General features: G+C 73.5%; 20 protein-coding genes and 1 rRNA gene. 5 read left to right on the forward strand and 16 right to left on the reverse strand.

Annotated features, from left to right (window positions below; all coding sequences use genetic code 11):
- Window positions 1–35: 35 nt before the first annotated feature.
- The 3 genes from BIV25_RS31635 to BIV25_RS31645 form a co-directional block, all read right to left on the reverse strand.
- Window positions 36–2,114: a tetratricopeptide repeat protein gene (locus tag BIV25_RS31635; protein WP_071375895.1), complete on the reverse strand. Its 2,079-nt coding sequence runs from the start codon at window positions 2,112–2,114 to the stop codon at window positions 36–38.
- Between the two features lie 160 nt (window positions 2,115–2,274).
- The gene (locus BIV25_RS31640) at window positions 2,275–2,901 is read right to left on the reverse strand and encodes an NUDIX hydrolase (RefSeq protein WP_071375896.1); all 627 of its coding nucleotides are present in this window, start codon (window positions 2,899–2,901) and stop codon (window positions 2,275–2,277) included.
- 83 nt (window positions 2,902–2,984) lie between these two features.
- On the reverse strand, window positions 2,985–4,634 hold the full coding sequence (locus BIV25_RS31645; RefSeq protein ID WP_071375897.1) for a CTP synthase: 1,650 nt from the start codon (window positions 4,632–4,634) through the stop codon (window positions 2,985–2,987).
- A 610-nt stretch (window positions 4,635–5,244) separates the two neighbouring features.
- Between BIV25_RS31645 and BIV25_RS31650 the strand changes: the two genes are divergently transcribed.
- The 3 genes from BIV25_RS31650 to BIV25_RS31660 all read left to right on the forward strand — a co-directional run bounded on the left by BIV25_RS31650 (window position 5,245) and on the right by BIV25_RS31660 (window position 10,158).
- A complete protein-coding gene (locus BIV25_RS31650; protein ID WP_071375898.1) occupies window positions 5,245–7,047 on the forward strand; it encodes a glycoside hydrolase family 15 protein in 1,803 nt (600 codons plus the stop codon).
- 76 nt (window positions 7,048–7,123) lie between these two features.
- Window positions 7,124–8,455 (forward strand): FAD-binding oxidoreductase, encoded by a 1,332-nt coding sequence (locus tag BIV25_RS31655; protein ID WP_071375899.1) that lies wholly within the window; start codon window positions 7,124–7,126, stop codon window positions 8,453–8,455.
- A 56-nt stretch (window positions 8,456–8,511) separates the two neighbouring features.
- The gene (locus BIV25_RS31660; RefSeq protein WP_071375900.1) at window positions 8,512–10,158 is read left to right on the forward strand and encodes a PucR family transcriptional regulator; all 1,647 of its coding nucleotides are present in this window, start codon (window positions 8,512–8,514) and stop codon (window positions 10,156–10,158) included.
- A gap of 12 nt (window positions 10,159–10,170) precedes the next feature.
- Here the strand turns inward: BIV25_RS31660 and BIV25_RS31665 are convergent, their stop codons facing one another.
- The 6 genes from BIV25_RS31665 to BIV25_RS31690 form a co-directional block, all read right to left on the reverse strand.
- Window positions 10,171–11,307, reverse strand: a complete 1,137-nt coding sequence (locus tag BIV25_RS31665; RefSeq protein WP_071375901.1) for a glycosyltransferase family 4 protein — start codon at window positions 11,305–11,307, stop codon at window positions 10,171–10,173.
- A 292-nt stretch (window positions 11,308–11,599) separates the two neighbouring features.
- Window positions 11,600–12,376, reverse strand: a complete 777-nt coding sequence (locus BIV25_RS31670; protein ID WP_071375902.1) for a hypothetical protein — start codon at window positions 12,374–12,376, stop codon at window positions 11,600–11,602.
- Window positions 12,373–14,115: a DNA repair protein RecN gene (recN, locus tag BIV25_RS31675; RefSeq protein ID WP_177235481.1), complete on the reverse strand. Its 1,743-nt coding sequence runs from the start codon at window positions 14,113–14,115 to the stop codon at window positions 12,373–12,375. The genes BIV25_RS31670 and recN overlap by 4 nt, the downstream gene beginning before the upstream one ends.
- A 39-nt stretch (window positions 14,116–14,154) precedes the next feature.
- Entirely contained in the window at window positions 14,155–15,072 is a 918-nt protein-coding gene (locus BIV25_RS31680) for an NAD kinase (protein ID WP_071375903.1), read from the reverse strand.
- A complete protein-coding gene (locus tag BIV25_RS31685) occupies window positions 15,069–15,884 on the reverse strand; it encodes a TlyA family RNA methyltransferase (protein WP_071375904.1) in 816 nt (271 codons plus the stop codon). The genes BIV25_RS31680 and BIV25_RS31685 overlap by 4 nt, the downstream gene beginning before the upstream one ends.
- A gap of 34 nt (window positions 15,885–15,918) precedes the next feature.
- Window positions 15,919–16,209, reverse strand: a complete 291-nt coding sequence (locus BIV25_RS31690; protein ID WP_071375905.1) for a hypothetical protein — start codon at window positions 16,207–16,209, stop codon at window positions 15,919–15,921.
- Between the two features lie 42 nt (window positions 16,210–16,251).
- On the opposite strand from BIV25_RS31690, the gene BIV25_RS31695 reads away from it, so the two are divergent.
- Complete coding sequence (locus BIV25_RS31695) at window positions 16,252–16,599, forward strand: SCP2 sterol-binding domain-containing protein (RefSeq protein WP_071375906.1); 348 nt, start codon at window positions 16,252–16,254, stop codon at window positions 16,597–16,599.
- Between the two features lie 6 nt (window positions 16,600–16,605).
- Here the strand turns inward: BIV25_RS31695 and BIV25_RS31700 are convergent, their stop codons facing one another.
- Genes BIV25_RS31700 through BIV25_RS31715 form a run of 4 tightly spaced genes read right to left on the reverse strand, consistent with a single transcriptional unit; the run spans window position 16,606 to window position 20,654 of the window.
- Window positions 16,606–17,457, reverse strand: a complete 852-nt coding sequence (locus BIV25_RS31700) for an ABC transporter ATP-binding protein (protein ID WP_177235482.1) — start codon at window positions 17,455–17,457, stop codon at window positions 16,606–16,608.
- The gene (locus BIV25_RS31705) at window positions 17,454–18,503 is read right to left on the reverse strand and encodes an iron chelate uptake ABC transporter family permease subunit (RefSeq protein WP_071375928.1); all 1,050 of its coding nucleotides are present in this window, start codon (window positions 18,501–18,503) and stop codon (window positions 17,454–17,456) included. The genes BIV25_RS31700 and BIV25_RS31705 overlap by 4 nt, the downstream gene beginning before the upstream one ends.
- A 29-nt stretch (window positions 18,504–18,532) precedes the next feature.
- Window positions 18,533–19,576: an iron ABC transporter permease gene (locus tag BIV25_RS31710; protein ID WP_071375908.1), complete on the reverse strand. Its 1,044-nt coding sequence runs from the start codon at window positions 19,574–19,576 to the stop codon at window positions 18,533–18,535.
- Window positions 19,577–19,625: 49 nt separating this feature from the next.
- Window positions 19,626–20,654: an HAD-IIA family hydrolase gene (locus BIV25_RS31715; RefSeq protein WP_071375909.1), complete on the reverse strand. Its 1,029-nt coding sequence runs from the start codon at window positions 20,652–20,654 to the stop codon at window positions 19,626–19,628.
- A gap of 73 nt (window positions 20,655–20,727) precedes the next feature.
- Between BIV25_RS31715 and BIV25_RS31720 the strand changes: the two genes are divergently transcribed.
- Window positions 20,728–22,011: a DUF1015 domain-containing protein gene (locus tag BIV25_RS31720; RefSeq protein ID WP_071375910.1), complete on the forward strand. Its 1,284-nt coding sequence runs from the start codon at window positions 20,728–20,730 to the stop codon at window positions 22,009–22,011.
- 66 nt (window positions 22,012–22,077) lie between these two features.
- Here the strand turns inward: BIV25_RS31720 and BIV25_RS52090 are convergent, their stop codons facing one another.
- The 3 genes from BIV25_RS52090 to rrf form a co-directional block, all read right to left on the reverse strand.
- Window positions 22,078–22,821, reverse strand: a complete 744-nt coding sequence (locus BIV25_RS52090) for a hypothetical protein (RefSeq protein WP_256256348.1) — start codon at window positions 22,819–22,821, stop codon at window positions 22,078–22,080.
- On the reverse strand, window positions 22,758–23,927 hold the full coding sequence (locus tag BIV25_RS52095) for a hypothetical protein (protein WP_218158489.1): 1,170 nt from the start codon (window positions 23,925–23,927) through the stop codon (window positions 22,758–22,760). Before BIV25_RS52095 ends, BIV25_RS52090 begins: the two co-directional genes overlap by 64 nt.
- A gap of 204 nt (window positions 23,928–24,131) precedes the next feature.
- Window positions 24,132–24,248 (reverse strand): 5S ribosomal RNA (gene rrf / locus BIV25_RS31735).
- Window positions 24,249–24,361 lie beyond the last annotated feature (113 nt).

The following is a 24,361-nucleotide window of genomic DNA, read 5'->3' on the forward strand; positions in this document are numbered from 1 at the left end:
ATGAAGGCGTTCCGCGTGTCTAGCCTTTCATTGCATCAATCTTCACCGGATGGACTGCGGATTTCGCAGGCGTTCCTGTCCGGTTCCGCCCTTGTGTCGTCCTCGGTGCCGTCCTGCGGGGCCTCCTCACCCAGCATGCGCTCGGCCGCCGCACGGTGCAGTCGGGCGGCGGTGGGGTCCCCGAGGTGCTCCAGCGTGTCGGCGAGCCGGAGCTGGAGCGCGGCCTGCAGCCGGACGTCCTCGGCACGGCGCGCCCACTCCGCCGCCTCCTGGCAGGTGCGCAGCGACTCCTCGAAGCGTCCGGCGTACTCCTGCACCCGGGCCAGCTCGCTCAACGCCCGTGCGTGGGCGGCGACATCACCGCCCTTGCGATAGCCGGCGACGGCCGCCCGCCAGTTCCTGAGGCTCTCGCCGTAGCGGCCCGCGTAGGTGTGGGCGGTGGCGATCCGGCCGTACAGCCGGGCGGCCTGCTCGCGCTCGTCCCGGGCCAGCCGCTCGGCCAGGGCCCGGCCGAACCAGTCGGCGGCCCGGTCGTGGTCCCCCAGCTCCTGGTACGCCCCGCCTACGGATTCCATCGCGCGGCCGGTCGCGTACGGGTCGTTCGCCTCGCGTCCGGCCGCCAGCGCCAGCCGATAGCGGGCCAGCGCGTTTCGGGTACGGCCGGTCTGCGCGTCCACGTCGCCCAGGTTCAGCAGCGCGGCGGCCTTCTCCCGGGGCAGCCCGCGCCGCTCGGCGACATCGAGGACGAGGCTGTGCAATCCGTACAGGTCGGCCGCGGCGGCCTGGGTGCCCTCGTGCGCCACCAGGGCCCTGACCAGCTGGGACATCAGCCGCCGGGCGAGCGTGTCCAGCTCGCCGTCGGCCACCGCGAGCCGGGCGCAGGCGAGCAGCGCGGGGCGGCGGATGCGCAGCCAGTCGGCGGCCGCGCGCGGGTTCGGGAAGCGCACCTCGCGGGGCATGGCGTTCAGCTTCTCGCGGGCCTGCGGGCTGTCCGTCTCGGTGATCGCCCGGCACGCCTGGAGCAGCCGTACCGTCCGCTCCAGCATCCGGGCCCGGGCCAGCTGGAGCTCCGCGGGCCGCTCCTGGCTCCGGGCGAGGGCGCACAGCAGCGGGTGCAGCCAGCCCGGGACCTCGTACTGCGGCAGCGGGGAGTCCACCGCGCGCAGCAGGCCGAGGGTGACCAGGTCGTCCAGGACGGCACGGGCGGAGCCGACCGAGCAGCCCGCGAGCGCGGAGGCGGTGTGCGGGTCGGCCAGGCCGGCCGGGGCGAGCGCGAGCAGCCGCAGGATGCGGGCGGCCGGCGTGGACAGCTCGTCGTACACATGCCGGAAGACCCGGGCCGGCGGACTGGCGTCCACCGCGTCGTCGGTGCCGGCGTGCAGCCGTTTGGCCAGGTCGGATACGGCGGCCTGGGGGCGGGCGGCGAGCCAGCCGCCGGCCAGCACCAGCGCGGCCGGGTGGCCCTGGCAGGCCTCGGCGAGGCTCTCGGCGGCGCGCGGGTCGACGGTGATGCGGACCGCGCCGGTGTAGCGGGTGAGCAGTTCCACCGCCGACTTGGTGTCGAGGCCGCCGACGGTGCAGGGGCGGACGTCGGCGATGCCGGTGAGCGGGCCCGTGGAGACGGCCACGACCAGGCAGTCCGGGGAGTCCGGCAGCAGCGCGTCGACCTGCTCGGCGCCGGTCGCGTCGTCCAGGAGCAGCAGGGTGCGCCGGTCGGCGAGGGCGGTGCGCAGTGCCTCGGTCAGCTCGTCCTCGGCGGCGCCGGGCGGGGCGTGCCGGTCCAGCGCGGCGAGCAGGTCGCGGGCGGTGCGCTCGACCGGGACGGGGGTGCCGTCGGGCTCGCCGAGCCGGGCGCGCAGCACCCCGCCGGGGTAGCGGCGGGCGATCTGGCGGACGAGTTTCTCGGCGAGCGCGGTCCGGCCCGAGCCGGGGCGGCCCGCGATCAGGAGCACGCGCGCGCGAGGGGCCTTGCGGCCGGCGAGGGTGTCCAGGCCCGCGCGCTCGATGTCGGCGCGCAGCTCCTTCAACTCCCGTGTGCGCCCGAGGAAATAGTCTTCCGTGACCTCGTGCGCCGACCGCCCCACGCCGCCTGCGTCCACCGCCTGATCCGTCACGGGCCACACTCCCGTCCCACCGCACGCGCAAGCCCGCCGGAACTTTTGAGACGGACGTGAAAAGCCTAGTTCACGCTGTCTGACGTGCTGTGAGGAGCGCGGCGCACGAATCGCCCGATCGGATCAGGCGATCGTCACACCGCCGGGCCGAACGGGTGGCTCAGGAGGTGAAGGGCCGGGCGGGCCAGCGGGCGTCGGCCGGGCGCAGCGCGTCGAGGCCGTCGCCGCTGCGGGCCGCCACCAGCGAGAGCACGCCCACGACCAGGCAGTTGTTGTGCACGTCGCCGGCCAGGACGCGGCGTACCAGCTCGTCGACCGGCACGCGCGCGTACTCCATGTCGGTCTCCTCGTGCTCGGTCTCGAACCGCTCGCCCTCGGCCTCCGCCAACTCCCGTGCGAGGAAGACCCGTACGGCCTCGTCGCAGCCGCCGGGGGTGGTGTACACGTCGGTCAGCACCCGCCAGTCCTCGGCCTTGACGTGCGCCTCCTCGTACAGCTCGCGCTGGGCCGCGTGCAGCGGGTTCTCACCGGGGACGTCGAGCAGACCGGCCGGGATCTCCCACAGCTTGTGCCGCACGGGGTGGCGGTACTGGTTGATCAGCAGCACCCGGTCCTCCTCGTCCAGGGCGAGGACGGCGACCGAGCCGGGGTGGACCTGGTAGTCACGGCGGACGACCGAGCCGTCGGGCATGACCACGTCGTCCGTGCGCACGGAGGTCTTGTTGCCCACGAAGGGGGTGTCCGTCGCCCGGATCTCCCACTCCTCGGGGCTGTCCTTGATCGTCATGCCCTGTCCTTCCACACGTGCACCGGCGGCCGGGGCGCGAGCGTGCTGATCACACGCGCCCCGGCCACCGTACAGCTCCTGTGCTACTTCGCGATCTTCCGCTCGACCGCGGCCTTCACCAGCCCGGCGAAGAGCGGGTGCGGGCGGGTCGGCCGGGACCGCAGCTCCGGGTGCGCCTGGGTGGCGACCAGGTAGGGGTGCGCGTCCCGGGGGTACTCGACGTACTCGACGAGCTTGCCGTCCGGCGACGTGCCGGAGAACAGGATCCCGGCCTTCTTCTCCAGCTCCGCGCGGAAGGCGTTGTTGACCTCGTAGCGGTGGCGGTGGCGCTCCTCGACGTACTCCTTGCCGTCGTAGACCTCACGCACGATGGAGCCCTCGGCGAGCTTGGCCGGGTACATGCCCAGCCGCATGGTGCCGCCCATGTCGCCCTCACCGGCGACGATGTCCATCTGCTCGGCCATGGTGGAGATGACCGGGTGGCCGGTGGCCGGGTCGAACTCGGTGGAGTTGGCGTCCGGGATGTCGGCCAGGTTGCGCGCGGCCTCGATCACGATGCACTGCAGGCCCAGGCACAGGCCCAGCAGCGGGATCCTGTTCTCGCGGGCGAACCTGATCGCACCGACCTTGCCGAGCACACCGCGGTCGCCGAAGCCGCCGGGGATGCAGATGCCGTCGACGTCGCCGAGCTGGGCCTTGGCGCCGGCCGGGGTCTTGCAGTCGTCGGAGGTGACCCACTTGATCTTCACGCGGGCCTTGTTGGCGAAGCCGCCGGCGCGCAGGGCCTCGGTGACCGACAGGTAGGCGTCGGGCAGGTCGATGTACTTGCCGACCAGGGCGAGGGTGATCTCGTGGTCGGGATTGTGGACGCGGTCCAGCAGGTCGTCCCAGGTCGTCCAGTCCACGTCGCGGAAGGGCAGGTCCAGCTTGCGCACGACGTAGGCGTCCAGGCCCTCGGTGTGCACGACCTTGGGGATGTCGTAGATGGAGCGGGCGTCGGGGCAGGCCACGACGGCGGCCTCGTCCACGTCGCACATCAGCGAGATCTTGCGCTTGATGGCGGTGGGGACCTCGCGGTCGCAGCGCAGCACGATCGCGTCGGGCTGGATGCCGATGTTGCGCAGCGCGGCCACGGAGTGCTGCGTCGGCTTGGTCTTCAGCTCGCCCGAGGGGCCGATGTAGGGCAGCAGCGAGATGTGGACCACGAAGACGTTGTCGCGGCCGACCTCGTGGCGGACCTGGCGGACGGTCTCCAGGAAGGGCAGCGACTCGATGTCACCGACGGTGCCGCCGACCTCGGTGATGACGACGTCGACCTCGTCGGTGGCCATGCGCCGGATGCGGTGCTTGATCTCGTTGGTGATGTGCGGGATGACCTGCACGGTGTCACCGAGGTACTCGCCGCGGCGCTCCTTGGCGATCACGGTGGAGTAGACCTGGCCTGTAGTGACATTGGCGCTGCCGTCCAGGTCGCGGTCGAGGAACCGCTCGTAGTGTCCGATGTCGAGGTCGGTCTCGGCACCGTCGTTGGTGACGAAGACCTCACCGTGCTGGAAGGGGTTCATCGTGCCCGGATCGACGTTCAGATACGGATCCAGCTTCTGCATCACGACGCGCAGCCCGCGGGCCTTGAGCAGCATGCCCAGGCTGGAGGCGGTGAGGCCCTTGCCGAGCGAGGAGGCGACACCCCCGGTGACGAAGATGTGCTTGGTCGTCGTGGATTTCGGCGGCATGGCCAAGAGGGGGCTCCCGTGGTCGCTGGCTTTCGTGCGGTGCGGCTGCCGGTCCGGACATCGCTGTGCTGCCGGGTGGGGGCGCCGCCGCTGCGGTTCGGGGGACCCCGTCTGTCGTCCTTCGGGTCCCACCGGTCCACGGGCTACCAGGGTATCAGCGCCCGGAGGAGATGGCTCCCGGCCACGCTCCGCACCCGCGCGGACACGGCCCGGCCCGCCGCGGACGCCCGTACGGGGCCGGTCCGCGGGTCTCCGTCACGTCCGCCGCACGTGTCACCACAAAAACGCGCCGGTCACATCGTCATCACCCGCTGCTCACTCGTTCGGCCCACACGGGTTGCCCGGAGCGGCACGCAGATCATCTGGGTGCGTCGTATCCTGCTCGGACATTCGCTGCCGAGCCCGGCCGGAACGACGGCACACCCCCGCCGATAACCCCCGGAACAACGAGCGCGCGGCAGTTCGTTGAGCAAGGACTGTCGTTTTGCCTCAGGGCTCGGCAGGCTGCTTTGCTTCACCGCTCAACGACGCACAACAACGACCCCTTGACCGCATCAGCGACAGCCCCCTGCGCGGGGGGCGTGACGTGGCCGTTCGACTGGAGTTGCACGTGGCCGGGCGCATCGAAGACTACGCACTCATCGGAGACATGCAGACCGCGGCGCTGGTCTGCCGGGACGGCACGGTGGACTGGCTGTGCCTGCCCCGCTTCGACTCGCACGCCGTCTTCGCCGGCCTGCTGGGCACCGAGGAGCACGGCTTCTGGCGGCTCGGCCCGGCGCACGCGGCCGACGCCGTGCCGCCGGTCGCCGCCCGGCGGAGCTACCGGGGCGACTCGCTGATCCTGGAGTCCGAGTGGGACACCCCGCGGGGCACCGTGCGCGTGACGGACTTCATGCCGCCGCGTGACGGCGCGCCGCAGCTGATCCGGATCGTCGAGGGCGTCACCGGCCGGGTGCCGATGCGCTCCGCCCTGCGGATGCGGTTCTCCTACGGCCGGGTGGTGCCCTGGGTGCACAGGCACGAGGGCCGTACGGTGGCCGTCGCGGGGCCGGACTCGGTGTGGTTCGACACCGAGGCGGAGACCTACGGAAAGTCCCTGACGACGTACGCCGACTTCACGGTCGCCCCCGGTGACCGGATCGCCTTCACCATCTCGTGGCAGCCCTCGCACCGGGAGCCGCCGCCGCTGCCGGAGCCGGAGGCCTCGCTGGAGGCGACGGAGGAGTTCTGGCGCGAGTGGGTGGACCACTGCACGTACCACGGGCCGTACCGCGAAGCGGTGATCCGCTCGCTGATCACCCTGAAGGCGCTGACGTACGCCCCGACCGGCGGGATCGTCGCGGCCCCGACGACCTCCCTGCCCGAGGACATCGGCGGCGTGCGCAACTGGGACTACCGCTACACCTGGCTGCGCGACGCCGCGATCACCCTGTCGTCGCTGCTGCGCACCGGCTACCGCGAGGAGGCCCGCGCCTGGCGCGAGTGGCTGCTGCGCGCGGTCGCGGGCGACCCGGAGAACCTGCAGATCATGTACGGCATCGCCGGTGAGCGCGAGCTGGGCGAGGCCGAGCTGGACTGGCTGCCGGGCTACGAGAAGTCCGCCCCGGTCCGGGTCGGCAACGGCGCGGCGCACCAGCTCCAGCTGGACGTGTACGGCGAGGTCACCGAGGCCCTGCACCTGGCCCACATGACGGGTCTGGCCCGCAACGACTACGCCTCGCTGCTCCAGCTGAAGCTCATCCGCTACCTGGAGGACCACTGGCAGGAGCCGGACGAGGGCATCTGGGAGGTGCGCGGCCCGCGCCGGCACTTCGTGCACTCCAAGGTGATGGCCTGGGTCGCCGTCGACCGCACGATCAAGCTGATCGAGTCCGGCGACGCGGACGGCCCGCTGGAGCGCTGGAAGGAACTGCGCGACGACATCCACCGGGACGTGTGCGAGAAGGGCTACGACAAGGAGCGCAACACCTTCACGCAGTCCTACGGCTCCCAGGAGCTGGACGCCTCGCTGCTGCTGATCCCGCAGATGGGCTTCCTGCCGCCGGACGACAAGCGGGTGATCGGCACGATCGAGGCGATCCAGCGCGAGCTGTCCACCCCGGACGGATTCATCCTGCGCTACCCGACCTCGGGCGGCGACGCGGGCGTCGACGGCCTGCCGGGCGACGAGGGCGCCTTCCTGGCCTGCTCGTTCTGGATGGCCGACGACCTGGCGATGATCGGCCGCGTCGACGAGGCCCGCAAGCTGTTCGAGAAGCTCCTCGCGCTGCGCAACGACCTGGGCCTCCTCGCCGAGGAGTGGGACCCGCGGCTGCAACGCCAGGTCGGCAACTTCCCGCAGGCGTTCAGCCACGTACCGCTGATCGACACGGCACTGCGGTTGACGGCTTCGGGGGCGTACGGGGGTTGACGCGACCGGGTGACCGCGTCCGCCTAGGCTGAGATGCGGACACATCACCCCTTTCCGGGAAAGGGGGCGGCCGGCCATGGCTTCCCTCTCGAAGGCGCGCGCTGCCCTCGCCGCGCTGCGCGAGGATCTGGCCGGCGAGGTGTTCGCCCCGGGGGATCCCGGTTACGACGAGGCACGAGCCGTCCCCAACGCACGGATCGACCGGCGCCCGGCCGTGATCGCGCGGTGCGCGGACGCGGCCGACGTCGTCCGGGCGGTGCGCTTCGCACGCGACCTGGACCTGCACATCGCGGTGCGCGGCGGCGGGCACGGCCTGGCGGGCGGCCCGGCCGACGGCGCGCTGCTGGTGGACCTGGACCGGATGCGCACGGTCACCGTCGACCCGGCGGACGAGGCGGTCCGGGCCCTGGGCGGGGCCAGAACGAGCGACCTGGACCGGGCGAGCCGGCCCTACGGCCTCGTGGTCACGGGGTGCCATGTCCCGGGTGCGGGAGTCGCCGGCTTCGTCCTCGGCGGCGGGACCGGCCGCCTGGACCGCGCCTTCGGCCTGGCCGTCGACGACCTCATCGCGGTGGAGCTGGTGACCGCCGACGCCGAGCTGGTGCACGCGAGCGCCGACGAGAACCCGGAACTGTTCTGGGCGCTGCACGGCGGGGGCGGCGGTTTCGGCGTGGCGACGGCGCTCACCCTGGAGGTGCACGAACTGCCGCAGTACGCGGTCACGCTGCTGCGGTACCCGCCGCAGGACGGCCCGGACGTGGTCCGCGCCTTCCGCGAGATCATCCGTACGGGTCCGGACGAGGTGGGCGGGGCCGTGCTCTACCTGACCGATGCGCAGGCGCGGTCCGGGCCGCGGTGCTGCGCCCTGCTGACGTACGCGGGCGGCGAGAGCGGCCTGCGTGAGCTCGCCGGGCCGCTGCTCGCGCTGCCGCACGAGACGGAGCCGGACGCCCTGTCGTGCCTGCCGCGGGGCATGCGCGCCCACTGGTCGGCGGAGTGCCTGGACGCGCTGCCCGACGCGGCGGTGGACGCCTTCTGCGCCCGTGCGGCTGACCTGCCGGTGCCGGGCGCGTACCGGCTCGCGCTCGTTCCGCTCGGCGGCGCGATCGGCGCCGGCCCGCGCACGTACCCGGTGCCGTACCGGGACGCGTCCTGGCTGCTGCACCCGTGCGCCGGCTGGGCGGACCCGGCCGGCGACGCGCGCGCGACCGCCTGGGTGCGGGACGCGTGCGCCGACGTACGGCCCTGGAGCACCGGTGCGGTCTGCCTCGGCCTCGTCGGCGACGAGGGCCCCGAGCGGCTGCGGGCGGGCCTCGGCGCCGGGAACCTGCTGCGGCTGGCGAAGGTGAAGCGGCGCTACGACCCGGACAACGTCTTCCGCTTCGGCCACACCGTCGAACCGGTCTGACCCGAAGCCGTCCCGGAGCTGTCCCGAAGGGCGTTCGCGCAGGTAGCGTCCGCTGCATGGACAGCCGCACCGACCACCGACTCGACACCCAGAGCGCCGGGATCACCGTGCAGCGGGCCCTGGAGCTGCCCGGCCTGCGCAGCGGACTGCCCGAGATCCTGGCGGGCGCCGACCGGCTGGGGCGCACGGTGCGCTGGGTGCACGCGGGCGAGGTGCCGAACATCGCCTCGCTGCTCAAGGGCGGCGAGCTGCTCCTCACCACCGGCTACGGCCTCGGCACCCGCCCCGCGGAGCAGCGGGCGTTCGTGCGCACCCTCGCCGAGCGCGGGATCGCCGCCCTGGTGGTGGAGCTGGGCCCGCGCTTCACACGGCTGCCCGCCGCCCTGGTGGACACCGCCCGCGCCGCCGGGCTGCCGCTGGTCCAGCTGCATCGCGAGGTGCCGTTCGTGACGGTGACCGAGGAGATCCACACCGAGATCGTCAACGGCCACTACGCGCTGCTCCAGCGGGCCGAGGAGGTGCACCGGCGCTGTACCGAGGCGCTGCTCGGCGGCGGCGGGGTGCCGCAGGTGCTGGGCATCCTGGCCGGCTTCGGCGGCAACCCCGTCTTCCTGGAGACGGCCGACGGCCGGCTGCTGTACGCCGCCGGGGAGGGGCCCGAGGGCGCGGACCCGCTCCAGGTGTGGGAGGGGCTGCGCGGCCCGCACAAGGACGCGCCGCCGCCCGCCGGTTCGGTGCTGGTGGACGTGCCCGGCGGCGGACCGGGGACGGCGGGTTCCGTCCGCGCCCGCCTGGTCCTGCTGCCGGTGCGCTCGCCGCTGGCGCCGGTGCACCGGATGGCCGCCGAGCGGGCCGCGGGCATTCTGGCCGTGGTGCTGATGCAGGCCCGGCAGGAGGAGGAGCTGGCGGCACGCGGGCGCGGTGACTTCCTCACCGATCTCGCCGAGGGCCGGATCTCGGCGGAGGACGCCCCGGCGCAGGCCCGGGTCCTCGGCTTCAAACCCGGCGAGAGCCCGCTGCTGCCCGTGGTGATGCGGATCGGCGACTCCCTTTCCCCGGGCGGGGGTTGGGCGGTGCTGGCGCGGGCGGTGTCCGAGGAGCTGGCGGCGGTGGGGGTGCCGGTGCTGCTGGGGGTGCGGCCGGTGGAGGGCCGGGTGCTGGTGCTGCTGGGCCTGCGCGCGGAGCCGGAGCGGGCCGCGGTCGCGGACCGGGTGGCGGCGGCCCTCAGGGCGGGGGTGGAGCGGGCCGGGATGCGGCGGCCGGGCTCGCCGCCGCCGGTCGTGGTCGTCGCCGCGGCGGGCGGCTGGGCGGCCGCCTCGGCGGGCCTGCGGCACGCGGCGGAGACCGCGACGGCCGCGCAGGGCCTGACCGACCGGCCCTGGTACGACGCCCGGCGCCTGGACATCGACCTGCTGCTGTGGCGGCTGCGCGACCACCCGGACCTCGCCGCGTTCGTGGACCGCGCGATCGGCCCGCTGCGCGAGCACGACCGCCGCTCCAGGCCGCCGCTGCTGCCGACCCTGGAGACGTATCTGGCGCACGCCGGCCGCAAGGCGGAGACGGCCCGCGAACTGCATCTGAACCGGCAGACCCTCTACAACCGCCTCGCCCGCATCGGGGAGTTGCTGGGCACCGACCTCGACGACCCGCAGACCGTCCTGGCGTTGAGCCTCGCACTGCGGGCCCGACGCCACGTGAACTGAGGCCCTGCGGGCTCAGGCGAGCGGCCGGGGCTGGGTCAACTCGTCGTAGACACTGAGCACTTGGGCGACCGTCTCGTCCTCGGTCGGCCAGCCCGCCGTCTGCCGCACCCCCGCCTCGCGCAGCTCCTGGCAGCGCTCGGGGTCCGCGAGGAGGCGTACGACGGTCTCGGCGAGCGCCTCCGCGTCGCCGTACGGGACGAGGGCGGCCGCATCGCCGACGAGGTCGGGGATGCCGCCGACCCGGGTCGCGACGAGGGGCACGCGCGCGTACAGCGCCTCCTGGGCGAGGACCGAGCGCGACTCCCAACTGCTCGTCAGGAGCGCCAGATCGGCGGCGGCGAGCAGTTCGGGCACGTCCTCGCGGCGGCCGATGAGCCGCACGGGCAGCTCCTCGTCCTCGATCCGCCGCGCCAGCTGCGGGCGCAGCGGCCCCTCTCCGGCGATCACGACCAGCGGGGCGGGATCCAGGTCCCGCCAGGCGCGGGCGGCGTCGAGCAGGACGTCGTAGCCGCGGTGGCCGTCGAGGGAGCCGACGGCGATGAGCAACGGGCCCGAACCGGCGCCGAGTTCGGCGCGGATCTTGGCCCGTAGCCGGTCGGGGTCGTCGCGGTCGACGGGCGTGCGCTGTCCGGGCAGGCCGACGGCGGCCAGCCGGGCGTCCCGCGCCCCGGTCCGCCGGGCCCGGTCCACCAGGTCGGAGCTGGTGCCGAGGACGACGGTCGCCGTACGGACCACGCGCCGCTCCAGCACCTTCAGCAGATGGGAGCGCGGGCCTTCCGCGCGGGCCCGGTCGTGCCAGGTGACCACGAGCGGGGTGCGCCGGCCGCTGAGCGCGAGCACGGTGCGGAAGGAGGCGTGCAGTCCGTGCGCGTGCACCAGGTCGGCGCCCGAGCACGCCGCCCGGAGCGCGGCCACGGAGACCGGGTCGCTGCTGCGCGGCACGTGCACGTGCTCGGCACCGGCGCCGGTGAAGTCATAGGCGCGGTCGGCCTCGACGGGGGCGCACACGGTGACCCGCACGCCCCGTGCCACGAGCCCCTCGGCCAGGGAGCGCACATGGACGCTGCTGCCGGCGTTGCCTCCGCCCAGCACCTGCACGGTGCGCAGCGTCGACTGGCCGTGCGGCGCGTTGCTGCTCAGGGGGCTCACGTGGCCGGGGCTCCTGGTTCGACGTGGGCGGTCACGAGGAAACGTACAGAAAGTAGCGGGCGCAAGGGAGCGGAAGGACATACCCCGCGCGCCTCCCGCGCGGACCGGTCCGGGCCGCCGCCCGCCCGCGTTCTCCGCCAAGCATGCCAGGACGTGGGGCCGTTGCGGGAAACCCGGGCGGGCGCACTCCGCGGTGGGCCGGGGCAATGCGCCGGCGCACGTCACCCACACGGGTGAAGGATTCCCCGGCGCGGGTGAACGTCGCGCGCCCCCGTCCGGCGAGGTCAGACGGTCACAGCGAGCACGCCGCGGCGGTCACCCGGTCTTCGTACGCCGCGGCGGCCACGACCGCGATGGCGTGCGCGAGCAGTCCCGTGCGCCGGTTGCCCGCCACGATGGCCGCACCCAGCGTGGCGCCGAGGGCGTGCGCCCCGGTGTCGCCGAGCATCGCGCGCTCCCCCAGGTCGTCCGGGAGCACGGCAGCGGCGGCACCCATCGCGGCGGCCGACAGCTCGGCACCGGGCCCGGTGCGCAGCAGTCCGGGCGCACCGAGCGCGAGCACCGTGCCGGCGGCCCGCCCGGGCCGTACGTCGACGAGATTGACGAAGTGTGCCGTACCGGCGATCACGATCCCGGCGAGCAGCTTGTCCAGCGCCCGCTCCTTCAGCAGCGCGCCGGCGGCCAGCCCGGCGGCCGAGATCCCGAACAGCTTCACGGCCCCGCTGGTGACCTCGCCGTTCCGCAGCGCGCCCAGGTGCGCGCGGAAGCCGCGCCGGGTGTCCCCGGAGAGGTGACCTGCGACATCGTCGTACGCCCCGCAGGCGCCGGCCGCGAGCACGGCGGCCCCGGCGGCCGGGTGCACACGGGCGGCGGCGAGCGCCGTGCCGACGGCCGAGGCGGGCCCGGCGTACAGCTCGACGGTCCGTCCTGCGTAGTTCTTGCGCTCCCAACGCGCGCGCGTGCCCGGCGCGCCCAGACGCAGGGCGGCCGTGCCGGCCCGGGTGACGGCGGCGGCGAGCGCGAAGGAGCCCGCGAGGGCGGCACGGGCGCCCTGCGTCTGGGCGCTCACGCGTCCGCCCGGGCCGTCGCCAGCAGCTCCTCGGCGTGGGCGCGGGCCGTCTCGGAGTCCTCCTGGCCGGCCAGCATCCGGGACAGCTCCCGGACCCGCTCCTCGCCCTCCAGCACCTTGACGCCGGAGCGGGTGACGGAGCCGTCGTTGGTCTTCTCGACCAGCAACTGCCGGTCGGCGAAGGCGGCGACCTGGGGCAGGTGGGTGACCACGACGACCTGCGCGCTCTTCGCGAGCTTCGCCAGGCGCCGCCCGATCTCGACCGCGGCCTTGCCGCCGACACCGGCGTCGACCTCGTCGAAGAGGTACGTCGGCACGGGGTCGGTGCCCGCGAAGACGACCTCGACGGCGAGCATCACACGGGACAGCTCACCGCCGGAGGCACCCTTGGCGATGGGCCGCGGCGGGGCGCCGGGGTGCGGGGCGAGCAGCAGCTCGACCTCGTCCGCGCCCGACGGACCGCAGGCGACCGTGCGCCCGCCGACCTCGACGCCCTCCGGGTCCTCGGTCTGCCGGATGTCGAAGGACACGCGCGCGTGAGGCATCGCCAGCGAGGCCAGCTCGGCGGTCACGGCGGCGGCGAACCGATCGGCGGCCTCCGTGCGCGCGTCCGTCAACGCCTGGGCGAGGCCGCCCAGTTCGGTGCGCAGCGCGTCCCGCTCGGCGGTCAGCTCCGCGATCCGCTCGTCGTCGCCGTCCAGCTCGGTCAGCCGCGCGGCGCTCCGCTCGGCCCACGCAAGTACGGCGTCGACGCCGTCGCCGTACTTGCGCGTCAGTGCCGTCAGCGCGGCCCTGCGCTCCTCCACCGCCGCCAGCCGCAGCGGATCGGCGTCGAGGTCGTCGGCGTACCCCGCCAGTTCACCGGCGACGTCACCGAGCAGGATCCCGATCTCCCCGATCCGGTCGGCCAGCGCGGCCAGCGCCGGGTCGTGGGACCTGACGGCCTCCAGGGCCCGGTGGGCGCCCGCCACGAGCGTCGCGGCGTCGATCCCCTCGGGGTCCTCGGGGTTGCCCGCGAGAGCGGCGTGCGCGGCCGTCGCGGCGGACGACAGCGCCTCGGCGTGCCCCAGCCGCTCGGCCTCCTCCGCCAGCTCGGCGTCCTCGCCGGCCCGCGGCTCGACCCCGGCGATCTCGTCGAGGCCGTAGCGCAGCATGTCGGCTTCCTGCGCCCGCTCACGCGCGCGCGTGGTGATCTCCTCCAGCTCGGCGGAGACCGCCCGCAGCCGCCGGTAGGCCTCGGCGTACTTCGCCAGCGGTACGGCGACGGCGTCGCCCGCGTACCGGTCCAGGGCCTGCCGCTGCCGGGTCAGCTTCAGCAGGCCCTGCTGGTCGGTCTGCCCGTGCACGGCCACCAGTTCGTCGGCCAGGTCGGCGAGCAGCCCGACGGGCACGCTGCGCCCGCCCACATGCGCGCGTGAGCGGCCCTCGGCGGAGACGGTACGGCTGATCAGGAGCGCCCCGTCGTCCAGCTCGGCACCGGCCTCCTCGGCACGTACGACGACGGGCGCGCCCGCGGGGACGGTGATCCGACCCTCCACGACCGCCTTCCCGGCGCCGATCCGCACGAGCGCCGGATCCGCCCGGCCACCGAGCAGCAGCCCAAGGCTGGTGACCACCATGGTCTTGCCCGCACCCGTCTCACCGGTGACCGCGGTGAACCCCGGCGACAACTCGACGACGGCATCGTCGATGACCCCGAGCGACCGTATCCGCATCTCCTCCAACACGGAACAGACCATACGAGGTCCGGGGCGGGGAGTGCACACAGGCCGCCCCTCTCACTCCGTCGAGTGGTGCGGAGCCCCTCGCCATCCCGTGGTCGGCAGCGCGAACTTCGCGACCAACCGGTCCGTGAACGACGAATGGTGCAACCGGGCCAGCCGCACCGGCACCGCCCCCCGCCGCACCTCCACCCGCGCCCCGGGCGGCAGCTCGACGGTCCGCCGTCCGTCGCACCACAGCACGCCCGGCGGCACGTGCGGCAGCACCTCCACCGCGAGCACGGAGTCCGGCGAGGTCACGAGCGGCTTGGCGAACAGCGCGTGCGCGCTGATCGGCACCATCAGCAGCGCCTCCACCTCGGGCCACACCACGGGCCCGCCGGCGGAGAAGGCGTACGCGGTGGACCCGGTCGGGGTCGACAGCACGACACCGTCGCACCCGAACCCCGTCACCGGCCGCCCGTCGATCTCCAGCACGACCTCCAGCAGCTTCTCGGCACCGGCCTTCTGCACGGCCGCCTCGTTCAGCGCCCAGTCGGTGTGCACGATGTCGCCGTTGCGGTGCACGACGACGTCGACGGTCATCCGCTCCTCGACCTCGTACGACCGCGCCACCACCCGGTCGACCACCCGATCGAGGTCGTCCCGCTCGGCCTCGGCGAGGAATCCCACCCGCCCCAGGTTGACGCCGAGCATCGGCACGCCGGACGCCCGGGCGAACTCGGCGCCCCGCAGCAGCGTGCCGTCACCGCCGAGGACGATCAGCAGCTCGCACCCGTCGAGGCAGTCCGGTGTCGCCTCCTTGACCAGCTCCACCTCTTCGGGGAGCGGCAGGTCGCACGCCTCCTCCTCCAGCACCCGCACCCCGATGTCATGCCGGAGCAGGCCCTTGACGACGAGTTCCGCACTGCGGATCGCCGCGGGCCGCCCGGTGTGGGCGAGCAGGAAAACAGTACGCGCCAGGTTCTGTGTCAACGCGGCCCCTCCGCCACTGCACGGTCGACGTCGGCCGGGTCCAGGCGGGGGGCGCCGGACCGCAGCCAGAGAAAGTACTCGACGTTGCCCGAGGGGCCGGGCAGCGGACTCGCGGTGACACCACGCACCCCGAGCCCCAGCTCCCAGGCCTTCTCGGCCACCCCGCGCACGGCCTCCGCCCGCAGCTGCGGACTCCGTACGACACCCCCGCTGCCGAGCCGTTCCTTCCCCACTTCGAACTGCGGCTTGACCATCATCACGAGGTCGGCGTCCGGCTTCACGCACCGCTTGAGGGCCGGCAGCACCAGCCCGAGCGGGATGAAGGACAGATCGCCCACGACAAGATCCACAGCTTCCCCGTCGATCGCGTCGAGCGTCAACTCCCTTACGTTCGTACGGTCCTTGACGGTGACGCGTTCATCGCTCCGGAGAGACCAGGCGAGCTGTCCGTACCCGACGTCCACGGCGACGACGTGCGCGGCGCCCGCGCGCAGCAGGACGTCGGTGAAGCCGCCGGTGGACGCGCCGGCGTCCAGCGCGCGCCGGCCCTCGACCACGAGCCCCTGCGGCACGAAGGCCGCCAGCGCGCCCGCGAGCTTGTGGCCGCCCCGGGAGACGTAGTCGGGATCGCTGTCGTCGCTCTGCACGACGATCGCCGCGGCCGTCTCCACCTGCGTGGCCGGCTTGGTCGCGACGGTCCTGCCGACGGTGACCCGCCCGGCGACGATCAGCTGGCTGGCGTGCTCGCGCGAGCGCGCGAGCTTCCGGCGGACCAGCTCCGCGTCCAGACGACGGCGTGCGACTCCTGCCACGTTCGGTTCAGCTCCTGCTTTTGTCTGCTTCTGTCTACGGCCGTGGGGGCACCGGAGGCCCCGGGCGGGCGTCGAGCGCGGTGAGCGCGTCGCGCAGCCCCCCGTGTACATCCTCGTACACCTCGACGTGTCCGTCGGTGGCGAGGTGGTCGGTGTCGGCGAGCCGGTCGAGCTGGGCGTCGACCTCGGCGTTGCCGGTGGGGGTGCGCGGGACGCCCAGCGGGGCGGGCGCGGCGGGGTCGAACCCCGATGCCGCCCCCTGTACCACGTCCTGCGCGTCCGGCGCGTCCGCCGGGATCTCCGTCTCCGGAACCGAGTCGCTCATGCCCCGACGCTACCCCGAACCGCTGGTATACGGTCGGGGGCGATGGCCACGATCGAGGCGTGCCGCGCCGCACTGGAAAAGCTTTCGGACAACATGCAGGGCGCCGACGGCGACGTCCGGGCGGCCGCCGCCCTGGACCGCTCGGTGAGCTGCCACATCACGGACCTGGACGTGACCTTCACCGGCCGGCTGACCGGCGGCCGGATCGAGGTGGACGACACCCTCCCCGGGCCGCCCCACGAGAAGGCGCAGATCAGGCTCGCCATGGCCGGGGACGACCTGGTGGACCTGGTGGGCGGCGAGCTGAACTTCGCGACCGCCTGGGGCACCGGCCGGGTGCGGCTGGAGGCGAGCCTGCTGGACCTGTTCCGGCTCAGAAAGCTGCTGTGACCGTCCTCAGGACGCCGCCGCGGCCCTGACCTTGCGGGCCGCCGGAACGACCAGCGGGGTCCCCGTCTCGGGGTCGTCGATGATCTGGCAGCGCAGTCCGAAGACCTCCTCGACCAGTTCGGCCGTGACGATGTCGTTCGGGGCGCCCTCGGCGACGACCGTGCCGCCGCGCAGCGCGATCAGATGGGTGGCGTAGCGGGCCGCGTGGTTGAGGTCGTGCAGGACGGCGACGAGGGTGCGGCCCTGGGTCTCGTGCAGTTCGGCGCACAGGTCGAGGACGTCGATCTGGTGCTGGATGTCGAGGTAGGTGGTCGGCTCGTCCAGGAGCAGCAGTGGGGTCTGCTGAGCCAGCGCCATGGCGATCCACACCCGCTGGCGCTGCCCGCCGGACAACTCGTCGACGTACCGGTCGGCCAGCTCGGCGACCCCGGTCTGCCGCATGGACTCCTGGACGACCCGCTCGTCCTCCGCGGACCACTGACGCAGCAGCCCCTGGTGCGGGTAGCGGCCGCGGCCGACGAGGTCGGCGACGGTGATGCCGTCGGGCGCGATGGACGACTGCGGCAGCAGGCCGAGCGTACGGGCCACCTTCTTCGCGGGCATCGACTGGATGACCTGCCCGTCCAGCAGCACCCGGCCCGCACTGGGCCTGAGCATCCGCGAAAGCGCCCGCAGCAGCGTCGACTTGCCGCACGCGTTCGGGCCGACGATCACCGTGAAGGAGTTGTCGGGGATCTCCACCGACAACTGCTCGGCGATGACGCGCTGTTCGTAGGCGAGGGTGACGTTCTCGGCGGACAGGCGGTTCACAGCGCTCCTTGGCTCCTTGGGTTCGTTCGTCTCGCCGGTGGGGGTCATATCCGGCCCGCCCTGCGCTCGGTGACCAGCAGCCACAGCAGATAGCCGCCGCCGAGGACGCCGGTGACCACGCCGACGGGCAGCTGGTCGGCGCCGAAGGCGCGCTGCGAGGCCCAGTCGGCGGCGACCAGCAGGGCGGCGCCCATGCAGAGGGAGGGCACGAGGTTCGGGCCCGGCGAGCGGGTCAGGCGCCGGGCGAGCTGCGGCGCGGTGAGCGCGACGAAGGCGACGGGTCCGGCGGCGGCCGTGGCGGCGGCGGTGAGCAGCACGCTGGAGACCATCAGCACCAGCCGGACGCGCTGCACGCGCACCCCGAGGGCGTTCGCGACGTCGTCGCCCATCTCCATCATCCGCAGGCCGCGCGCGTTGGCCAGGACCACGGGTACGAGGACGGCGCACAGGGCGAGCAGCGGCCAGACCTGGTCCCAGTCGCGGCCGTTGAGGGAGCCGGTCATCCACACGACCGCGCGGGCCGCGTCGACGATGTCGGCCTTGGTGAGCAGATAGCCGTTGACCGCGGTGGCGATCGCGGAGATACCGATACCGACCAGGACCAGCCGGTATCCGTGCACGCCCTGCTTCCAGGCGAGCAGATAGATGGCGCATCCGGTCACCAGACCGCCGATCAGCGCGCCGAGGGTGACCTGGGTGGCGGTGCCGGACATCAGCACGATGACGATCAGCGCGCCGGCCGTGGAGCCCTGCGAGAGGCCGAGGACGTCGGGGCTGCCGAGGGGGTTGCGGGAGACGGACTGGAAGAGAGCGCCGCCGACGCCGAGCGAGGCGCCGACCAGCAGGCCGACCAGGACGCGCGGCAGCCGCAGTTCGTCGACGATGAAGTCCTGGTACGCGGTGCCGTTCCCGGCGAGGGTCCTGACCACGTCGGCCGCCGGGATCTCCGCGTCGCCGGTGCCGATCAGCAGCACGCCCGCGGCAGCGGCGGCCACCAGCAGGAGTACGACGACGAGCACGGCCCGCGGATCCAGGCGCAGGGAGAGCCCGCCGGGCGTGCGCAGGGCCCGGTTCGCGCGGCCGGTCCGGTTCATGTCGGCGGCCCGGTTCACGGTTGGGGTCTTCACAGCTGGGCCGTCCTCCGCCGTCGTACGAGAAAGATGAAGACCGGGCCGCCGATGAGCGCGGTGACGATGCCGACCTGGAGTTCCGAGGGACGGGCCACCACCCGGCCGATCACGTCGGCGCCGAGCAGCAGCACGGGCGACAGGACCGTGGCGTACGGCAGGATCCAGCGCAGGTCGGGGCCGGTGAACGAGCGCACGACGTGCGGCACCATCAGGCCGACGAACACGATCGGACCACAGGCGGCGGTCGCGGCACCGCACAGCACGGTGGCGGCCAGCATGGCGAGCGCGCGGGTGCGGCCCAGGTGGGCGCCGAGGGCGCGGGCGGTGTCGTCCCCCATGGCCACGGCGTTCAGCGGCCGGGCCAGCCCGAGCGCCAGCAGCGTGCCGGCCGCGAGGAACGGCAGCACCTGCAGGATGGTCGCGTTCGTGGCCGACGCCAGCGAACCCACCGTCCAGAAGCGCATCTTGCCCAGCGCCGCGTCGTCCGTGATCATCACGGCCTGGAGATAGCCGTAGAGGGCCGCGCTGATGGCCGTACCGGCGAGCGCGAGCCGGACCGGGGTGGCGCCCCGGCTGCCGCCGAGGAACCACACCAGCGCGCCGACCGCCGCCGCACCGAGAAAGGCGAACCACACATAGCCGGTGAGGCTGGTGACGCCGAGACAGGTGATGGCGGTGACGACGGCCGCGGAGGCACCCGCGTTGATCCCGAGCAGCCCGGGATCGGCCAGCGGATTGCGGGTGAGCGCCTGGAGCACGGCGCCGGACAGACCGAGCGCGGCCCCGGCGAGCAGCCCGAGCACCGTGCGCGAGACCCGCTCGTCCACGACGACATCGCCGTACGTGCCCGTGTCGTGGAACAGGCCGTGCCAGACCTGGTCCGGCGACAGTGCTTTGGCCCCGATCGCGATGCTCGCCAGAGCGACGAGCACCAGGACCACGACGGAGAGCAGGAGCCCAAGGGCCCGTACCGCCTTGCGACTTGGGGGCGCGGGGGCGGTCTCCGCGCGCTGTTCCGGAGGACTGTCGACCAACACGAGGTTAGGTTAGCCTACCCTCTCCCCTGGTCTCGATCCCCGGGCCCCCTCACAACCCGAGCCGCGCCAGCGCCTTCCCCCCGTCCAGCTCGCAGGAGCCCTCCCCGGCCGCCGTCCAGGCCGCCGCGCACAGCGCCCGCAGCCCGTCCAGCGCCTCGCCGTCGCCCTCCAGCTCCAGCCGGTCCGCCCCGGCCGCCGCCGTCCAGCCGCCGCAACGGAAACCCCCGTCCGCCGCCGTGACCTCCGGCTGCCCGGTGAGCAGCCCGCGCAGATCGGCGTCCACGTACGTCGGCCGGTGCTGCGGTGGCGCGGCCAGCAGCCGGGCCCCGTCGGTGACACCGGTCAGCACCAGCAGCGAGTCCACCCCGCCGTTGAACGCGCCCTCGATGTCCGTGTCCAGCCGGTCGCCGACCACCAGCGGCCGCCGCGCGCCGGTACGGATGATCGTCTCCTTGTGCATCGGCGGCAGCGGCTTGCCCGCCACCTGCGGCTCCTTGCCCGTCGCGATCCGTACGACCTCCACCGCCGCGCCGTTGCCCGGCGCGATGCCCCGCCCGCTCGGAATCGTCAGGTCCGTGTTGGACGCGAACCACGGCACCCCGCGCGCCACCGCGTACGACGCCTCCGCGAACCGCCCCCAGGTCAGATCCGGCCCGCCGAAACCCTGCACCACCGCCGCCGGATCGTCGTCCGCCGACTCCACCGGCGTCAGCCCCCGCTCGCGCAGCGCCACCCGCAGCCCCTCACCACCGATCACCAGCACCCGCGCCCCGGCCGGCACCTGCTCGCTGATCAGCCGTGCCGCGGCCTGCGCGGACGTGATGACGTCGTCCGCCCCCGTCGGTATGCCCAGCTCCGTGAGGTGCTCCGCCACCGCGTCCGGCGGGCGCAACGCGTTGTTCGTGACGTACGCCAGATGCATCCCGCCCGCGCGCGCCACCGCCAGCGAGTCGACGGCGTGCGCGATCGCGCTCCCACCCGCGTACACCACCCCGTCCAGATCGAGCAGCGCCGTGTCGTACGCCTCGCTCAGGGGCTGCCCACTGCCCTCGGGCCTCGTCCTGACCGCCTGGCTCATTCCACATCGCTCCTCGTTCGCTCGCCTTTCCCCCGATCATCCCGCACACCACTGACACACGTACGATGCCGGGATGAATACCGCAGGTCACTCGGAAGCAAAGGCGCGCCGAGGCCTGGAACTCACGCCGTTCCGAGGCCTTCGCTACGACCCCGAACGGGTCGGCAGCCTCGCCTCCGTCACGTCCCCGCCGTACGACGTCGTCGTCCGGCCCGACGGGGTGCACCACCTCCAGTCCGCCGACCCGCACAACATCGTCCGGCTGATCCTGCCCGAGGCCGGCACCCCGAGGGCCCGCACCGAGCAGGCTGCCGAGACCCTGCGCCGCTGGCTCGCCGAGGGCATCCTCACCACGGATCCGGAACCCGGCCTGTACGTCTACGAGCAGAGAGACGGCGACGGCATGCTCCAGCGCGGTGTCATCGGCGCGTTGCGGATCTCGGAGCCGGCCGAGGGCGTGGTGCTGCCGCACGAGGACGTCATGCCGCCCGTCGTCGCCGACCGCGCGGACCTGATGCGCGCCACGCGCGCGAACCTGGAACCACTCCTGCTGACCTACCGCGGCAACGGCACGACCGCCGAGGTCATCGAGCGCACCGCGGAGCGGGCCCCGCTGCTCTCCACGACCACCGAGGACGGCTTCCACCACCGCCTGTGGTCGCTCACCGACCCCGCCGAGCTGACCCTGGTCCAGAACGACCTCGCCCGGCACCAGGCTCTGATCGCCGACGGCCACCACCGCTGGGCCACCTACCGGCTGCTCCGCGCGGAGCAGCCCTCCCCCAGCCCCTGGGACTACGGCCTGGTCCTCCTCGTCGACACCGCCCGCTACCCACTGCGCGTCCGCGCCATCCACCGCCTGCTGCACGGCCTGCCGGTCGCGGACGCGCTGGCCGCCGTGGAGGGCCTGTTCCGGGTACGACACCTCGACGCCCCGCTGGCCGAGGCCCTGGACGTGCTCGCGGACGCGACCTGCACCGGCAACGCCTTCCTGCTGGCCGGCGACGGCGCCTTCCACCTGCTCGACCACCCGGACCCGGACCTGCTGGCCCGCACGATCCCGGCCGACCGCCCGGCCGCCTGGCGCTCCCTGGACGCCACCGTCCTGCACGCCACGCTCCTGGACCACGTCTGGCACATCCCCGAGGACTCCCCCGCCCACATCGCGTACATCCACGACACGGCCGCGACGGTCGCCAAGGCGGAGCGCGACGGCGGTACGGCCGTCCTGATGCACCCCGTCCGCGAGGAGGTCGTACGCGACCTGGCCCGCCAGGGTGTCACCATGCCGCGCAAGTCGACGTCCTTCGGCCCGAAGCCGGCGACGGGGCTGGTCCTGCGGGCGCTGGGGACCTGAGCCGGCCGCAACACGAAAGAGGGCAGACCCCCCGCTGGGGGCCTGCCCTCTTTTCAGTGACGGACGTCAGTCCTTGTCAGCGCCCTCGTCGCCGTCCTCGCCACCAAGGTTCTCGCCGTCGTTCTCGCCGTGGCTCTCGTCGGACTCCGAGGCCTTCGCGGCGTCGCCGTCGCCCTCGTCCAGGGCGTCGACGAACTCCACGCCGTCCAGCTCGGCGAGCCGGTCCGAGGCGTCGGTGCTGCCGTCCCGGTCGGCCTCGACGGCCTTGGCGAACCACTCCCGCGCCTCGCCGTCCCGGCCGGCGGCCAGCAGGGCGTCGGCGTAGGCGTAGCGCAGCCGGGCGGTCCACGCCTGCACCGAGTTGGAGGCCAGCTCGGGGCTCTGGAGGGTCACGATGGCCGCGTCCAGCTGGTCCATGTCACGCCGGGCACCGGCCGCGACCAGACGCATCTCGACCTGACCGGCCTTGTCCAGCTTGTGCACCTCGGGAGCACCAGCCATGTCCAGCGCCTTCTCCGGCCGCCCGAGCCCGCGCTCGCAGTCGGCCATCACCGGCCACAGCTCCACGGTGCCGGTCATCCGCCGAGCAGCCCGGAACTCGGCCAGGGCCTCGCTGTACTTCTGGTTCGCGTACGCGGCGAACCCTGCGGCCTCGCGTACGGCGGCCACGCGGGACGCCAGGCGCAGGGCCACCTTGGAGTAGCCGTAGGCGCCTTCGGGGTCCTCGTCGATGAGCCGGGCGACCATCACCAGGTTCCTGGCGACATCCTCGGCGAGCGTCTTGGGCAGGCTCTGGAGCTCCTGCCGCACGTCCTTGTCGATCTCGTCACCGGTGACGTCCTCCGGGATGGGCAGCCGCTTGATCGGCTCCCGGTCCCGGTCACGCTCCCGCTCGTCACGGAAGCGGCCGCCGCCGCGGTTGTCGTCACGGCGGCCGTAGCCGCCCCGGTCGTCGCGACGGTCATCACGGCGGAAGCCACCGGGCCGACCGCCGCGGTCGTCCCGACGCGGCCCACGGCCACCGCGGTCGTCCCGGCCCCGGAACCCGCCGCGCTCACCGCGCTCACCGCGCTGGTCGTCCCGCCGGAAACCGCCACGGTCATCACCGCGCCGGTCGTCACGGCGGTCGTCACGGCGGTCGTCACGGCGGTCGTCACGGCGGTCGTCACGGCGGTCGTCGCGGCGTCCGTAGCCACCGCGGTCGTCGTCGCGGCGGAAGGCCGGACGGTCCCCGCCACGGTCGTCACGACGGAACCCACCCCGGTCGTCGCGACGGTCGTCACGACGCGGCCCACGGTCCCGGTCGTCCCGCTGGAACGCCGGACGCGCACCCCGGTCCCCCTCACGACGATCATCCCTGCGACCGCCGAAACCACCACGATCACCACGCTCGCCGAAACCACCACGACGGTCATCACGGCGATCGTCACGACGGTCATCGCGGCGGTCATCGCGGCGGAAGCCACCACGCTCGCGATCGCCGGAGTAGCCACCACCCCGGTTGTCGTCGCGCCGGCCGTAACCACCACGGTCGTCACGGCGGTCGTCGCGGCGTCCGTAGCCACCGCGGTCGTCGTCACGGCGGAAGGCCGGACGGTCCCCGCCACGGTCGTCACGACGGAACCCACCCCGGTCCCCGCCACGGTCGTCACGACGGAACCCACCCCGGTCGTCGCGACGGTCGTCACGACGCGGCCCACGGTCCCGGTCGTCCCGCTGGAACGCCGGACGCGCACCCCGGTCCCCCTCACGACGATCATCCCTACGACCGCCGAAACCACCACGATCACCACGCTCGCCGAAACCACCACGACGGTCATCACGGCGATCGTCACGACGGAAGCCACCACGGTTGTCGTCGCGCCGGCCGTAGCCGCCCCGGTCGTCACGGCGGTCATCACGACGGTCGCTGCCACGGCGGTCGTTGTCGCGGCGGTCCCCGCGGTAACCGCCGCGGTCGCCGCGGTCACCACTGTCCCGTCGCCGCTGGTCGCGCTCCGGTCGGTCGTCGGGAGAGTTGGTGGACATGGTGACTCCTGTCTTCGGTACCGCAAGCATTGTAAAAACAAAAGGACCCCTGGTCCCAGCTGAACGCTGGGACCAGGGGTCCTCCAAAGATTGTTCGGCGGCGTCCTACTCTCCCACAGGGTCCCCCCTGCAGTACCATCGGCGCTGTGAGGCTTAGCTTCCGGGTTCGGAATGTAACCGGGCGTTTCCCTCACGCTATGACCACCGAAACCCTAATGGTTTCGAGCGAACAAGCACACTCTGTAGTTATGTGTTCTGCTCAAAGCCGGCAACGGTCGTTGCCTCAGAACTAACACAGTGGACGCGAGCAACTGAGGACAAG

This window comes from Streptomyces sp. MUSC 14 (assembly GCF_001866675.1).
Taxonomy (GTDB): domain Bacteria; phylum Actinomycetota; class Actinomycetes; order Streptomycetales; family Streptomycetaceae; genus Streptomyces.

Bases quoted from the DNA above. Each gene is read 5' to 3' on its own strand.
- BIV25_RS31645 (WP_071375897.1), bottom strand. From the start codon at position 4,634: ATGCCGCCGAAATCCACGACGACCAAGCACATCTTCGTCACCGGGGGT.
- BIV25_RS31655 (WP_071375899.1), top strand. From the start codon at position 7,124: ATGGCTTCCCTCTCGAAGGCGCGCGCTGCCCTCGCCGCGCTGCGCGAG.
- BIV25_RS31720 (WP_071375910.1), top strand. From the start codon at position 20,728: ATGAATACCGCAGGTCACTCGGAAGCAAAGGCGCGCCGAGGCCTGGAA.
- recN (WP_177235481.1), bottom strand. From the start codon at position 14,115: ATGGTCTGTTCCGTGTTGGAGGAGATGCGGATACGGTCGCTCGGGGTC.
- BIV25_RS31690 (WP_071375905.1), bottom strand. From the start codon at position 16,209: ATGAGCGACTCGGTTCCGGAGACGGAGATCCCGGCGGACGCGCCGGAC.
- BIV25_RS31660 (WP_071375900.1), top strand. From the start codon at position 8,512: ATGGACAGCCGCACCGACCACCGACTCGACACCCAGAGCGCCGGGATC.
- BIV25_RS31640 (WP_071375896.1), bottom strand. From the start codon at position 2,901: ATGACGATCAAGGACAGCCCCGAGGAGTGGGAGATCCGGGCGACGGAC.
- BIV25_RS31700 (WP_177235482.1), bottom strand. From the start codon at position 17,457: ATGACCCCCACCGGCGAGACGAACGAACCCAAGGAGCCAAGGAGCGCT.
- BIV25_RS31705 (WP_071375928.1), bottom strand. From the start codon at position 18,503: ATGAACCGGACCGGCCGCGCGAACCGGGCCCTGCGCACGCCCGGCGGG.
- BIV25_RS31695 (WP_071375906.1), top strand. From the start codon at position 16,252: ATGGCCACGATCGAGGCGTGCCGCGCCGCACTGGAAAAGCTTTCGGAC.
- BIV25_RS31715 (WP_071375909.1), bottom strand. From the start codon at position 20,654: ATGAGCCAGGCGGTCAGGACGAGGCCCGAGGGCAGTGGGCAGCCCCTG.